Annotated in this window: 14 protein-coding genes; 6 read left to right on the top strand and 8 right to left on the bottom strand. The window is 65.9% G+C overall.

Annotated features, from left to right (window positions below; all coding sequences use genetic code 11):
* Positions 1–49: 49 nt before the first annotated feature.
* From glpX to MJ601_RS18695, 3 genes are all read right to left on the bottom strand, one after another.
* Complete coding sequence (glpX, locus tag MJ601_RS18705; protein WP_242129248.1) at positions 50–1,033, bottom strand: class II fructose-bisphosphatase; 984 nt, start codon at positions 1,031–1,033, stop codon at positions 50–52.
* A 120-nt stretch (positions 1,034–1,153) separates the two neighbouring features.
* Positions 1,154–2,458 carry a homoserine dehydrogenase gene (locus tag MJ601_RS18700; protein ID WP_242129232.1) on the bottom strand — a complete coding sequence of 435 codons (1,305 nt, stop codon included), beginning with the start codon at positions 2,456–2,458 and terminating at the stop codon, positions 1,154–1,156.
* Between the two features lie 77 nt (positions 2,459–2,535).
* Entirely contained in the window at positions 2,536–3,396 is an 861-nt protein-coding gene (locus MJ601_RS18695) for a hypothetical protein (protein WP_242129230.1), read from the bottom strand.
* Positions 3,397–3,662: 266 nt separating this feature from the next.
* Here MJ601_RS18695 and MJ601_RS18690 point away from each other — a divergent pair, with 266 nt between their 5' ends.
* The 5 genes from MJ601_RS18690 (at position 3,663) to MJ601_RS18670 (ending at position 6,887) form a co-directional block, all read left to right on the top strand.
* Positions 3,663–4,319, top strand: coding sequence for an energy transducer TonB (locus tag MJ601_RS18690; protein ID WP_242129228.1), 657 nt, complete (start codon positions 3,663–3,665; stop codon positions 4,317–4,319).
* Between the two features lie 83 nt (positions 4,320–4,402).
* A complete protein-coding gene (locus MJ601_RS18685; RefSeq protein WP_242129226.1) occupies positions 4,403–5,161 on the top strand; it encodes a MotA/TolQ/ExbB proton channel family protein in 759 nt (252 codons plus the stop codon).
* A 112-nt stretch (positions 5,162–5,273) separates the two neighbouring features.
* Positions 5,274–5,762, top strand: coding sequence for an ExbD/TolR family protein (locus MJ601_RS18680; protein WP_242129224.1), 489 nt, complete (start codon positions 5,274–5,276; stop codon positions 5,760–5,762).
* Between the two features lie 16 nt (positions 5,763–5,778).
* Positions 5,779–6,201 (top strand): ExbD/TolR family protein, encoded by a 423-nt coding sequence (locus tag MJ601_RS18675; protein WP_242129223.1) that lies wholly within the window; start codon positions 5,779–5,781, stop codon positions 6,199–6,201.
* Positions 6,202–6,569: 368 nt separating this feature from the next.
* On the top strand, positions 6,570–6,887 hold the full coding sequence (locus tag MJ601_RS18670) for a PilZ domain-containing protein (protein WP_242129221.1): 318 nt from the start codon (positions 6,570–6,572) through the stop codon (positions 6,885–6,887).
* A gap of 118 nt (positions 6,888–7,005) precedes the next feature.
* Here MJ601_RS18670 and MJ601_RS18665 read toward each other — a convergent pair whose 3' ends face one another.
* Together MJ601_RS18665 and MJ601_RS18660 are read right to left on the bottom strand one after the other, a co-directional pair.
* Entirely contained in the window at positions 7,006–8,793 is a 1,788-nt protein-coding gene (locus MJ601_RS18665; protein WP_242129219.1) for an ABC transporter transmembrane domain-containing protein, read from the bottom strand.
* A gap of 48 nt (positions 8,794–8,841) precedes the next feature.
* Positions 8,842–10,125 (bottom strand): class I SAM-dependent methyltransferase, encoded by a 1,284-nt coding sequence (locus MJ601_RS18660; protein WP_242129217.1) that lies wholly within the window; start codon positions 10,123–10,125, stop codon positions 8,842–8,844.
* 95 nt (positions 10,126–10,220) lie between these two features.
* Here MJ601_RS18660 and dgcA point away from each other — a divergent pair, with 95 nt between their 5' ends.
* A complete protein-coding gene (gene dgcA, locus MJ601_RS18655; RefSeq protein WP_242129215.1) occupies positions 10,221–11,195 on the top strand; it encodes an N-acetyl-D-Glu racemase DgcA in 975 nt (324 codons plus the stop codon).
* 84 nt (positions 11,196–11,279) lie between these two features.
* Here dgcA and MJ601_RS18650 read toward each other — a convergent pair whose 3' ends face one another.
* The 3 genes from MJ601_RS18650 to MJ601_RS18640 form a co-directional block, all read right to left on the bottom strand.
* Positions 11,280–11,666, bottom strand: a complete 387-nt coding sequence (locus MJ601_RS18650; RefSeq protein WP_242129213.1) for a hypothetical protein — start codon at positions 11,664–11,666, stop codon at positions 11,280–11,282.
* Positions 11,667–11,761: 95 nt separating this feature from the next.
* Positions 11,762–12,928, bottom strand: coding sequence for a mechanosensitive ion channel family protein (locus MJ601_RS18645; protein WP_242129211.1), 1,167 nt, complete (start codon positions 12,926–12,928; stop codon positions 11,762–11,764).
* A 26-nt stretch (positions 12,929–12,954) separates the two neighbouring features.
* Positions 12,955–13,962 (bottom strand): DNA topoisomerase IB, encoded by a 1,008-nt coding sequence (locus MJ601_RS18640; protein ID WP_242129209.1) that lies wholly within the window; start codon positions 13,960–13,962, stop codon positions 12,955–12,957.
* Positions 13,963–13,975 lie beyond the last annotated feature (13 nt).

The raw sequence follows: 13,975 nt of genomic DNA, 5'->3' as shown, positions 1-13,975 counted from the left end.
ATGAAAAAAGGGGCCGTTCAGGCCCCTTTTTCTGATCTGCTGAGCGTGCTCAGACCGGTTTGCGGTCAAGCCGATGCTCGCCCTTCACCCAGCGCACCGTGCCGGTGCTGGCGCGCATCACGACGCTGTCGGTGGTGAGCTTGCTGCCCGGCAGCCGTTTGACCCCGGCCAGCAGCGAGCCGTCGGTCACCCCGGTGGCGGCAAAGATGCAGTCGCCCTTGGCCAGTTCCTTCAGGTCATAGACCTTGTCGAGATCGGTAATGCCCCATTTGCGGGCGCGGGCGCGTTCATCATCATTACGGAACAGCAGCTTGCCCTTGAACTGGCCGCCGACGCAACGCAGCGCGGCGCAGGCCAGGACCCCTTCGGGCGCGCCGCCGGACCCCATATACATGTCGATATTGGTTTCCGGATTGGTGGTGGCGATCACGCCCGCCACGTCGCCGTCCGGGATCAGCATGATGCCGCAGCCGATCGCGCGCAGCTCGGCGATCAGCTTTTCATGGCGCGGGCGGTCGAGCACGCAGACGATGATCTCATGCGCATCGACGCCCTTGGCACGGGCGACCGCCTCCACATTCTCCTTCACCGACCGGTTGAGGTCGATGATGCCGTCGGGCAGGCCGGGACCGACCGCCAGCTTCTCCATATAAACGTCGGGGGCGTTCAGCAGGCCACCTTCTTCCGAGATCGCAAGCACGGCGAGCGCATTGGGACCGGCCTTGGCGGTGATGGTCGTGCCCTCCAGCGGATCGAGCGCGATGTCGATCCGCGGCCCGGTGCCGATCGCACTGCCGACCTTCTCGCCGATATAGAGCATCGGCGCTTCGTCGCGCTCGCCTTCGCCGATGACCACGGTGCCGTCCATATAGAGGTCGTTGAACGCCAGACGCATGGCTTCGACGGCGGCGGCATCGGCGGCCTTTTCATCGCCGCGGCCGATCAGCTTCGATGCGGCGATGGCGGCGGCTTCCGTCACGCGCACCATCTCCAGCACCAGCACACGATCGAGTATCGAGCTTGCCTGCACCATGTTCATTCCTCTTCCGTCGCTATTGGCGAGCGCGATAGGATGTCGGCCGATCCTTGTCGAGGGTCCGCTTGCCATCGGCGCCCGGCTTCCCGCCGGATCGCAGGCGTCGGCCTGTTCCGGTCAGTCCAGTATATGCATGACCATCGGCGTCTGCAGCAGGCTGTCGGACCCGGCCAGCCGTTCCAGCGTATCCAGGACGCAGCGTTCCTCGCCCGCATGGGTGACGATGGCGACCAGCACGCCGTCGGCCTGATTCGCGCCGCGCTGGATCATGCTCTCGATCGAGACGCCCGCATCGCGGGTGGCGGCCGCGATTTCGGCCAGCACGCCGGGACGGTCCTGCACCTTGAAGCGGAGATAGGCGCGGCCGACACGCTTGCCGGCATCGGCGGGCTTCTGCTGGGCGAGGGCGGCGACCGGCATGGCGAGCGCATCGCCATATTCGTCGCGTGCCACGTCGATCAGGTCGGCGACCACGGCCGAGGCGGTCGGCCCGTCGCCCGCGCCGCGTCCCTGGAAGAACAGGCGGCCGACGAAATTGCCCTCCGCCACCACGGCATTGAGCGAGCCGTCGACATGGGCCAGCGGATGGTCGAGCGGCACCAGCATCGGGTGGACGCGCTGGAACAGGCCGTCGGGCCCATTCTCCGCCATGCCGACCAGGCGGATGCGATAACCGAGCGCGGCCGCTTCGGCGATGTCGGCAGCGATGACATGGCGGATGCCGGTCGTCGCCACCGCGTCAAAGTTGAGTTCGGTGCCGAAGGCGAGGCTGGCGAGGATGGTCAGCTTGTGCGCGGCGTCGACGCCGTCGATATCGAAGCTCGGATCAGCCTCGGCATAGCCCAGCTCCTGCGCTTCCTTCAGCACCTCGTCGAAGCCCCGGCCTTCCTTCTCCATGGTGGTCAGGATATAGTTGCAGGTGCCGTTGAGGATGCCGTAGACGCGGCTGATCTCATTCGCGGCGGCGCCTTCGCGCATGCCCTTGATCACCGGGATGCCGCCCGCGACCGCCGCTTCATATTTGAGTGCGACGCCTGCCTTCTCCGCCAGCGCGGCGAGATCGAGGCCATGATGCGCCAGCATCGCCTTGTTCGCGGTGACGAAGGGCTTGCCGACCGACAGGCACTGCCGGGCGAGGGTGAGGGCAGGGCCGTCCGCTCCGCCGATCAGTTCCACCACCACGTCGATATCGTCACGGGCCGCCAGCGTCGTCATGTCGTCCACCCATTCATAGGGGGCGAGATCGACGCCGCGATCCTTATTCCGGTCGCGCGCGGAAATCGCCACGACCTGGATAGGGCAGCCAGCCCGGCGGGCGATCAGGTCGCCATTGGTCTGGAGCAGCCGAATGACCCCGCCGCCCACCGTGCCGAGGCCGACGAGCGCGACGCGCAGCGGGGCATGGCGGTGCAGATTGGTCATGGCTTCTCTTACGTCCTTCCGGCTGATGAAGCGGCGCTGATAGCCGCCTGTGCGCATCTGTCCAAGGAAAAGCGCGCTCAACGCCCCGAGCGCGTCCGTCCGCAAGGCCCCAGGGCGTGCAGCACCACCTGATAATCGGCCCTGGCCGCTTCCGCATCCTGCGGCGACAGAGCGCGTACCGAGCGGGCGGGCAGGGCTTCGGGCAGGCCGCAGGCGAGGCGATACCACAGCAGGCTGCCAGGCGCGGGCGGGCGCGCGGCTTCATCGACAATCTCGCCCAGCGCCACCGCCCAGCGTGGGTCCTGGCCGGGACGCCGCAGGATGGACAGCGAAACCGGGGCGCCATTTTCCGTGCGCAGGAAGACCTGGGTCTCGCCCTCGCCGGCAACCGTCCCGGCGACATGGAAGGCGTCGCCCAGGCCGATGATGCGCGGCGGGGCGTCGGCCGCGACCAGTTCGGAAAGAATCGCCTTCACCCGTTCCAGTTCGGCCGGCGAAGCGGCGATCTGGGCGTCGCGCGCGACGAGCTGGATTTCGCCCGGACGCGCGCCGGGACGGGCGAACAGGATGACCGGCATTTTCTTCAGCCTGGGTATCTTGCCGCGCGCGTCGATCGGCGCGTCATAAAGATAGGTGACCGTCGGGCTGATTCCCCCTTCGCCGCGAATCAGGCTGACGATGTTGGCCTCCACATAGACCCTCTGATGACCCGCGGGGACGCTTCCCGCCTGCTCGGGTTTCAATTTTATGATGTTGCCGATACGCGCCTGTGCCACCAGGGGAGACGCGTCCGAAAGATCGGCGATGTCGGCATAGGACAGACCGGCCGCGTTGGAAGATGATTGCGCTACCACCTTGTTCGGCGCCGTCTGAGCCGCAGAAATCTGCGATTGTGCGGCGAAAATGAGGCAGGGCAGGGCGAGTGCGCGAAAGGGCATGGTGGATTTCTTTTTCATCTTCGTCCTAGTGGTGGCAGTCCGTGACATCTTTGTCACATGCAAGTCTTTCCGGTATATAATGGCGGTCGCAAATGATCATATCGATAAAGCGTTTGCGTGCCACGATGCGCCGCGATAGGAGTTCGCACGGTAGCAAATGGACGGATAGGGGCCAAGATGACCGGGGTGACCCGGCCAGCTCGGCCGTTTTTGGCTTATTTGCCGATAATCAACTGGTAAGCTGAGTTAAGGAGTGTCGTTGCCGAATGGCCTATGCTGACCACTCGCAAGGATCGAGTCGCACGATCTCGATCATTATCGTCGCCCTGATTCACGCTGTTCTGGGTTATGCCTTCGTCACCGGTCTTGGCATGAAATATGTCAAAAAGGCGGCGGAACAGCTGAACGTGATCGACGTCAAGGAGGAACCGCCGCCACCGGATGAGGAGCCGCCGCCGCCCCCGCCGGACAAGCAGATCGAACCGCCGCCGGTCGTGGCGCCGCCGCCGATCGTCCAGACCCCGGCACCTGCGCCGCCGATCCAGACGGTGCGGACCCCGCCGCCGGTCTTCAATCCGGTTCCGGTCGCCGCTCCGCCGCCGCCTGCTCCCCCGCCGCCCGAGGTGCCCGCATCGCGTGCGACTCCGCGCGGCAGCCCCAGCAGCTGGCTGAGCGATGCCGACTATCCGAGCCGCGCGCAGCGTGAAGAACGTTCGGGTACGGCCGGGTTCCGGCTGGAAATCGGTCCGGATGGTCGCGTGACCAACTGCACCATCACCTCTTCGACCGGCCATGCCGACCTCGACGAGGCGACCTGCCGCCTGTTGCCCAAGCGTGCGAGATTCAAGCCCGCTACCGCAGCCGGAGGTGGCCCGATGTCGGACACGTACAACGGTCGTATCACCTGGCGTCTGCCGGAATAATTTGAAGGGCGGGTGGGCGAGCCGGACTTTCCGGCCGCGGCCCTCCCCCTTGTTATTGATCCTTTGAGAGGGAAGTCTTGAACATGTTGATGTCTATCGCAGCGGCCGCCGCTCCCAAGTCGGCCAATCCCTACGGCCTCATGGAGGCGCTCGAGCAGGGCGGCCTCATCGCCCAGACCGTTTTCGGCATTCTCTGCCTCATGTCGGTCGGTACCTTCTATATCCTGTTCACCAAGCTGATCGAACAGCAGAAGGTCATCAACCAGGGCAAGAAGGTCCGCGCAACTTTCTGGCGTTCGGCCAACCTGAAGGAAGCTTCGGCCAAGCTGGAGAAGAACTCGGCCTACAAGCAGATCGTCGACGACGGCATCAAGGCCCAGGACGAGCATGGCAAGCTGACCGATCCGGTCGAGGCGCATGACTGGCTGCACGGCTCGCTGGCCCGCTCGGAAGCCGCGATCAACTCGTCGCTCGGTGGCGGTCTCGCCTTCCTCGCGACCGTCGGTTCGACTTCGCCGTTCATCGGTCTGTTCGGTACGGTTATCGGTATCTACCGCGCGCTCATCAAGATCGGCGCTGCCGGTCAGGCCTCGATCGACGCCGTCGCCGGCCCGGTCGGTGAAGCTCTGATCATGACCGCCCTGGGTCTGGCCGTGGCCGTTCCCGCGGTGCTCGCCTACAACTTCCTGCAGCGCCGCAACAAGTCGATCGCCGAGCAGCTTAACGGCTTCACCGTCGACCTGCTGGCCTATCTGGTGTCGAACGGCGCCGTGAAGCCGTCGGTTGCCGCTGCTCCGGCCGCTGCGACCGCCAAGCCGGCCGCTGCCCCGACCAAGGCCTGATAGGCTGAGATGCCGGTGCGGGACCGGGCGGCGGCTGCGACTGCCCGGCTCCCCGCCGGACGTGGGCCCCGGCAAACGGGGCACCATCGAAAAGCATGTTAGGAAATAATCAATGGCAATGAGTGTTGGCTCTGACGGCGGTGAAGACAAGCCGATGTCCGACATCAACACGACGCCGCTCGTCGACGTCATGCTGGTGTTGCTCATCATCTTCCTCATCGCGGTCCCGGTCGTCGTCCAGACGGTTCAGCTGCAGCTCCCCAAGGTCGCGTTCGAGCCGACGACGACGAAACCGGAAAATGTCTCGCTGTCGGTCACCCGTGCGTCCGACGGCAGCTGCGCAGTCTACTGGAACCTGACCAAGGTGTCCTCCGACGAGCTGCTCGACCGCGCGGTCGCGAAGCTGGAAGCGGACATCAAGAAAGCGGGCGGCGTTGAAAATCTGACGCCCGAGGATCTGCCCGAAGTGCATATCCGCGGCGACATCAACGTTCCCTACCGGTGCATCGGCGGCACCATCTATACGATGCAGCGCGCCGGTTTCCCGAAGGTCGGCTTCATCTCCGAGCCCGAACCGGGCACGCAGACGCAGCGGCTCTAAGTTTAGGAGTATCGCCATGGCAATGAGTGCCGGAAGAGACGATGGCGAACCGATGGTGGAAATGAACACGACGCCGTTGATCGACGTCATGCTCGTTCTCCTCATCATGTTCATCATCACCATCCCGATCCAAACCCACGCGGTGAAGATCGATCTGCCGCAGAACGCGCCGCCGACCGACAGCGTCATCGACCCTGTCAAGAACAAGGTGGCGATCGATCCCAGCGGCGTCATCACCTGGAACGGTGCGGCCATCGACCTGCTGACCCTGCGTCAGTATCTGCAGCAGTCGCTGCGGTTGCCGGTCGAACCCGAACTGCAGTTCCAGCCCGATGCCGAAACCCGCTATGTCGTCGTCGACGAGGTGCTGGCGGAAATCAAGCGTGCGGGCGTGACGAAGCTGGGCTTCGTCGGCAATGAACAATATGGCAAGTTCTAGAGCATTTTCGCAGCAGGTGGCATCACCCGCTGGCTCGGAGCTGCTCTAAGATAATGGGGAGGCGGCCTGGGCTCGCCCGAAGGGCTGGCTCCCCACTGCGAATGTAATGGACAGGGAGTGTGGCGCCAGCTTTTCCCAAGCAGGTGCCAAGGCTCCCGCAGCCGGATACGCCGCCGCCGTCTGGCCGGGAATGTTTGACTTCCCGTTTCCGGGCGCGGGCAGGGGTGACGCAAACGGCCTTGCGATCCAATACGGACTTGAGAAGGGGCTGCTTCGGCGGCCCCTTATTTTATGTACGCTGGCGGCCGCCTTAACGGTTCCTTCACCCTGAAGGCGGATGATGGGCACGGTCAAACGGGCATTGGATCATGGGCGCCACACTTCTGCCAGAACCCTATCGCAGCTCAGCGCGCCTGGGCGAACGCTGGCCGGTGCTGATCAATGTTCGGATAAGGCGACCGGGCGAAACCTGGTTCAAGAGCCAGATCACCGATGTCACCACCGCCGGTTTCCGCCTCAAAAGCTTCATGAAACTAGCCGCTGAAGACGATCTGTGGATCATGCTCCCCGGCTTTGAAGGACGCCGTGCCCGCGTATTGTGGAGCCGCGCGCACGAATCGGGCTGCGTGTTCGAGCGCCCGCTGCATCCCGCCATTCTCGATCATATCATCAAGAGGGCGCTATAAGCCCTCGCGGCGGAACTGCGCGATGATGGCTGGCCCGGCTTTTCCGTAACCTGTGGCCGGGCACGCGATTTGCTTCCCGGATTTTTTCGAAGCCTGAGGGCCGATGCCATCATGGCGCTCAGCCCACGGCAACGTCCTGAAACTGGAGATTGGCCAACCGGGCATATAGCCCTTTCTGCGCCATCAGCTCGGCATGGTCCCCCTGTTCGACCAGCCGTCCGTCATCGAGCACGATGATCCGGTCCGCCGCCCGCACCGTCGCCAGCCGATGAGCGATCACGATCGTCGTGCGCCCCTCCATCAGGCGGCCGAGGGCATCCTGCACCAGCCTCTCGGACTCGGCGTCCAGCGCGGAAGTGGCCTCGTCCAGCAGAAGGATCGGCGCATCGCGAAGCAGCGCGCGGGCGATCGAGAGGCGCTGCCGCTGGCCGCCCGAAAGCCGTGCCCCGCCTTCGCCCAAGAAGCTGTCCAGTCCTTCGGGAAGCGCGCGCAAGAAGCCTTCCGCGTTGGCGGCGCGGGCCGCCGCCCATATCTCTTCGTCGCTCGCATTCCATTTGCCGTAGCGCAGATTGTCGCGGGCTGAGGCGGCGAAGATGACGCTGTCCTGCGGCACCATCGCCATCATCGCCCGCACCGCCGCCGGATCGGCCTGATCCAGCGGAACGCCGTTCAGGCGGATTTCCCCCTTGTCCGGATCGTAGAAACGCAGCGCCAACTGGATCAGCGTGGATTTCCCGGCACCCGACGGGCCGACGATGGCCACCGTTTCGCCCGGCAATATGTCGAGCGAAATACCGTGAAGCGCCGCCTGATCGGGGCGCGTGGGGTAACGGAAATGCACATCCTCGAACTGAAGATGCGCACCATGGTCCGTTTGGGGAATCGGCACCGGGCCGACCGGCGCCATGATGTGCGGCTCTGCACGCATCAGTTCATGCAGCCGTCCGGCGGCACCCGCACCGCGCAGCAGATCGCCCCAGGTTTCGGACAGCGCGCCAAAGGCCCCCGCGACCAGGCCGCCCGTCAGCACGAAGGCCGCTATGCTGCCGCCCGACAAGCGCCCGGCGGCCACGTCCAGCGCGCCCTGCCACATGACCGCGGTGATCGATCCGAACACCAGGCCGATGACGATGGCGGTCATCGCCGCGCGCAGGGCGATGCGGCGACGGGCGGTGGCGAAGCCCGTCTCGACCGTTGCATCGAAACGCGCGGCTTCCCGGCCCTCCTGCCCGAACGCCTGGACGATCTTCATGGCGCCCAGCGTTTCCGACGTGACGCTGCCGACCTCCGCCAGCCGGTCCTGGCTGGCCCGCGACAATTGCCTGACCCGGCGGCCCAGCCCGATGATCGCGACCAATATGACCGGAATGCCGAGCAGCAGCAGACCCGCCAGCTTGGGCGCGAGGGCGAAGAGATAGATGAGGCCGCCAATGCCGGTCACCAGATTGCGCAGGGCGATGGATACGGTGGAACCGACGACCTGATCGATGATCGCGGTGTCGGCGGTCATGCGGGACGCGATTTCGGAGGGGCGGTTTTCCTCGAAGAAGCGGGGTTCCTGCCGCAGCAGATTGGCCTGGGTGGCCGACCGGATATCGGCGACGACGCGCTCCCCCAGCCAGGACACGAAATAGAAGCGCGCTGCCGTGGCCACCGCCAGGACCGCGACGATCAGGAAGAGATATTCGAACCAGCGGCTGATATCGCCGCCGCCCATGAACCCGCGATCGATGACCAGGCGGAAGCCGCTCGGGATCGCCAGGGTGGCGGCCGACGAGACCAGCAAGGCGATCAGCGCGCCCGCGATCCGGCCAGGATAGCGGGCGGCGAACCGCCAGATCATGGCCAGGCTGCCAAGGGCGGGGCGCGCCTTACCGCGCGGCGATGATTGAGCCAGATCCTCCATGCCGCCGCGCTCTAGCAGTCCGCCGTCCAGCCCTCAACGGGCATTGCGTCAGCGCGCTGGCGCCATGTCCGAGGCGAGCGCCATGATGCGCCGGGCGCTGGCCCGCCCGGTCAGCGCATAGGCCATGTCGCCCGCTTCCCAATAGGCGATGACATCCTCCGCGCGCCGGGCCAGCAGGGGGCGCGCTTCGGCGGGCGTTTCGGCGCGGTCGGCGAAGAAGGAGAGCTGTTCGCCCCGGGGCGTGATGATGGAGATGGCGACGGCCGGGCTGTCGGCCGTGGGGTAGAGCTGGACATCGCTGATCCGCCAGGCGGCCGGGAAGGGGGGCAGGACGATCCCGGTCGAACGCCGGATCTCGCTTGGGTTGAGCGTCGCGCTCTCCACCTGCGATGCCATGGCCTGACGGATGAGGCCGGTGCGATGGGAGGCTGCCGCCTCGTCGAGGAAGGTGCTGGCTTCGGCTGCCTGCGGAAATTCGCCGAGTTGCCCGCGTGCGATCCAGCCGGTGGCGACAAGGCCGGCGATCCCGGCGGCGCGCGCCAGATGACGCCAGCTTCGGCCCGCATCATTGTCGTTGGCGACGGGGATGGATGTGTCGCGGCGGCGGCCGACCAGCGTGCCCTTGGTCCCGTCGTGCCTCAGGCGGAAGTCGATATGCGGCCAGCGTTTGCGCCAGCGCCGGGCGACGATGCGCTCGCCGGGGCGGGCGGCATCGTCCAGCAGCACCACGGCGTTGGGAGAGAGGCGCGAGAACAGCACATCTGCCGCACCGCGCACCAGCGGATGCACTGCCCAGGGCGGGCCGTCGATGATCAGCAGGTCGATGCTGTCGGGCAGGCTGTCGATATCATACCAGCGGCCCGGCCAGTCCCGGCTCTCGGCGGTGAGCGGGGCGTGGCGCAGATCGGCATGGAGGCCATGATCGGCCAGCCAGTTGCGGGTGGCGTCGACGAAACCGTCATGCTGGTCGAAGCTGGTGAGCCGGCCGCCGCCATGCAGGGCCAGGGCGCGGGCGGCGATCAGGGTCGAGGCGCCCGCGCCCAGTTCGACCACATGGGCAGGGCGCAGCCGTGCGATTTCGCGGATGATATGGCGCAGGAAGCCGACATCGGCCTTCCAGCTTCCCAGATGCGGCAGGGCATCGTGCGGCAGGCCGAGTTCATCGAGCAGGGCGCGCTTGTCCGCCTTGCGCCCGCCCGACAGGCTGGCGAGCAGCCAGGGCCAGCCGATCGCGCCGAAGCCGATACGCCACAACAGGTCCGACAGGCGGCGCTGGGTGTCCGAACCCGCGTCGCTCAGCGGCAGGAAGCCGGTCAATTCTCTGGATGTCACGGGTACGCCTATCCTTTATGTGCTGGCCTGAAGAGGTTATGCGGCGGGATAGCCTGTTCGCGCAGGCCCGACCATTGTCAGCACAGGGAACGCCGATGACCCGCATCATATCCGCGACTGTTGAACGCTGGCCGGTCGCGGGGGCCTTCATCATCAGCCGGGGGGCGAAGACGGTCGTGGACGTGGTCGTCTGCACCGTGGGCGACGGGGAGCATGTGGGCCGGGGCGAGGGGACGGCGATCTATTATGAGGGCGAGACGGCGGAAGGCTGCGCGGCGGCGATCAACGCCTATGCCGGGCCGCTGGATCGCCAGGTGCTGCGGGAGGCGATGCCGCGGGGAGCGGCGCGCAATGCGCTGGACTGCGCGCTCTGGGATCTGGAAGCGAAGCGCGCCGCAGTGCCGGTGTGGAAGCTGGCCGGGCTGGGGGAGCCGATGCCTTTGCCGACCGCTTTCACCATCAGCCTGGGCGATCCGGAGAAGATGGAGGCGGATGCGCGGGCGGCGGCGGGGCGCGGCTTCGGGCTGCTCAAATGCAAGCTGACGGGTGAGGGTGACCGGGCGCGGATTGCGGCCGTGCGGGCGGGCGCGCCGAACGTACGGCTGATCGTCGACGCCAATGAGAGCTGGCACGATCTGGACATAGTGGCGGAGGCGCGGGCGCTCGCCGATCTGGGCGTGGAGATGGTCGAGCAACCGGTGGTGCATGGCCGGGAGGAACGGCTGGCCGAGATCAGGGCGCCGCTGCCGCTCTGCGCCGACGAGAGCTGTCATATACGGGCCGATCTCGACCGGCTGGGGGATTTCGACGCGGTCAATATCAAGCTCGACAAGGCGGGCGGGCTGACCGAAGCACTGGCGCTCTCCCGCGAGGCGAAGGCGCGGGGGTTTCGCGTGATGGTGGGCTGCATGCTGGGAACGTCGCTCGGCATCGCGCCGGCGGCGCTGGTGGCGCAGGGGGCGGACTGGATCGACCTGGATGGCGCCCTGCTGCTCGCCAGGGACCGGGAGGGGGGCCTTCTTCTGCGGGACGGGTTGCTTTATCCTGGCGGCTTGTGGGGGTTGGGTTGAGTTGCGGAGCTTCGGGTTGGCATGAACAGCCACATTTCCGTTCCCTTCGGCAAGGGAGAATGTCCGCCTTCCCCAACCAGGCAATCAATAGCCCAGCGTCAGTCCCACAGTATAATATTTGGGACCGACATTGGCCTTGGCGCGCAGCTTGGGGATCAGCGGCATGGCGACCGTGGCATAGGGCCGCATATTGTCGCCGCTGAAACGCGCGCCTGCGCCGATGGTGGCGAAGGCAGGCAGGCTGTAGGTCGCCTCTACCCGGCCATAGAGTTTGGTATCGCCGTCGCGCAGATAGACGCCGCCGCCCGGGGTCAGGCTGAAGCCGCCGATGTCCATGGCATAGCCCGCGCCGATTTCCGTACCCCAATGGCCGTCGGCCCGGCCGTAATTGAGTTCGGCGCCGATCCCTTCGGCATGGGCGGCGGGGGCGATGGCGAGCGCGGCGGCGGCCAGCAGATAGGCTGATTTCATGGAACTCTCGATTTACCTGTCGTCGGTCGGAGGGGACTGACTCCCGCCGCCGCTTCACGCAAGCGGCGGCGGGACGGCCCGAGTCGGATCTGCGGTCAGGCGAGTCGATCAGTCCCGCCGCGCGCGTCCGTCCGCGTTTCTGGATAGGGCATGACCGCCCGGCCGTCCGGGGCGGCGGTAAAGCTCGTCTGCGTGGGATAGGCGAACTCGATCCCCTCCGCGTTGAAGCGCTTCCAGATGGCCAGCCCGACCCTGTGCCGCGACTGGAAATAGTCGTGCGTGTCGGGATCGGGCACGTCGAAATTGAGCTGATAGTCGAGTGAACTGGCACCGAAGCTCACCAGCCCCGCATTGACGAAGATATGCCCCTGCGCCTCGACGATCTCCTTGAGCATTTCGGGTATCGCCGCCGCCTTTTCCTCGGGCGTCTGGTAGATGATGCCGATCGCGAAAGTGACGCGCCGCTGGGCCAGCATCTGGAGGCTGGTGATCTCCTTCTGCAGCAGATTGGCGTTGGAGATCACCTTCTTCTCGCCGCTCATCGCGCGCAGATGCGTGCTTTTGAGGCCGATATGCTCGACCCGCGCGGTGGTCTGGTCATAGGTGATGACCTCGCCCTGGCGGAACGGCTTGTCGAAGATGATGGAGAGCGCGGCGAACAGGTCGGAGAAGATGCCCTGCGCCGCCAGGCCGATGGCGATGCCGCCGATGCCGAGGCCCGCGACCAGACCGGTGACGTTGACGCCCAGATTGTCGAGCACCACGATCAGCGCGATGGCGAACAGGGCGAAGGTCACCAGCACCCGGATCAGCCCCATGGCATTGGCCAGCGTCTGGCTGTCGTCGGCTGCGGTGCGCCTTTCGACCAGCCCCAGGATGATCTCCCGCGCCCAGATCGCGCATTGGAACACGGCGGCAATGGTGAAGAGGAAGGAGACCGTCTTCAGCACCATCTGCGGCGGATCGGCATAGCTGACCACCAGCCGCGCGGCGACCATCACCATGAAGAAATGGGTGGTGCGCGCAAAGGCGCGGCCCGCGACATTGGCAAAGCCCAGCATGTCGCCCGGCGTGCCCTTCAACCTCCCGCCGACGCCGCGCAACGCCGTCAGCAAGCTGTAAATGACGGCCGCCGCGCCGACAGCGATCAGGATTTGCAGATAATGGATCGAGAACCAGTGGACGGTCGAATGCCACATTTGCAGCAGGTCGGGCGGACGCACGTCGATGTCGGGAAGGGGCGGATCTTTCTTGGCGGCCATGGATGTCCTTGCGGTTATGGGTGCGGTCAGGCCGCCAGCAGGAGAGCGTCTCTGCCGCTCATCTCCTCCAGAAAGGCGATCAGTCCGCGTTCGTAACGGGAAAGATAGCGGGTTGCACGCGGCAGGCGAAGCCCTTTGCGCCATTCATCCTGCCCGTTGCGGCAAACTTCTATCAGCGCGGGATGAATATAGCTTTTCCGGCTGATCGCCGGGGTGTTGCCCAGTGCCTCCGCCACCGGGGCGATCATCTGCTTCAACGAAACGCTCCCGCCTGCCAGCGTCTCGAAAGCGATGGTGGAGGCGCCCCAGGTGCGGAAATGCTTGGCGGTGAAATCGCCACCCATGGCCTCGGCGATATAGGCGTTGACGTCGCTGGAGGTGATCGGCCGGGCATTCCCCTCCTCGTCCAGATATTGGAAGAGATGCTGGCCCGGCAGGTCCTGCACCGCGCGCACGAAACGGATGAGGCGGCGGTCGGTGATGGTCAGATCATGCTCCCGCCCCGACTTGGCGCGGTAACGCAGCCGCAGCGCCTGGCCGCGCACATCGACATGGCGGCGGCGCAGCGTGGTCGCGCCGAAGCTCTTGTTGGCGGCGGCATATTGCTCATTGCCGACGCGGACCTTGGCCAGATCGAGCAGGCGGACGACGGCGGCAAGGGTCTTTTCCTTGCGCAGGCCGCGCCTGGACAAATCCGCCTCGATCCGGGCGCGCAGCCGGGGCAGCGCCTCTCCGAAGGCGATGCAGCCGGCATATTTCTCCGCCTCCCGCGCGGCGCGGAAATCGGCATGATAGCGATATTGCTTGCGCCCCCGGTCGTCATAGCCCGTCGCCTGGATATGGCCGTTGCCCTGGGGACAGAACCAGCAGTCGCGATAGGCGGGCGGCATGGCGATGGCATTGAGCCGGTCGATCTCGTCCCGATCGGTGATGCGTCGGCCGTCGGCATCGAAATAGGCCCAACCCCGCTTCAGGGCGCGGCGCGTGATTCCCGGCAGGCTGTCATTGGCGTGGATGATCCGGCTTTGGGGCATGGGGTCCTTCTCA

The sequence above is a fragment of the Sphingobium trunci genome, assembly GCF_022664535.1.
Taxonomy (GTDB): domain Bacteria; phylum Pseudomonadota; class Alphaproteobacteria; order Sphingomonadales; family Sphingomonadaceae; genus Sphingobium.
This window is presented reverse-complemented; position numbering and strand designations above follow the sequence as displayed.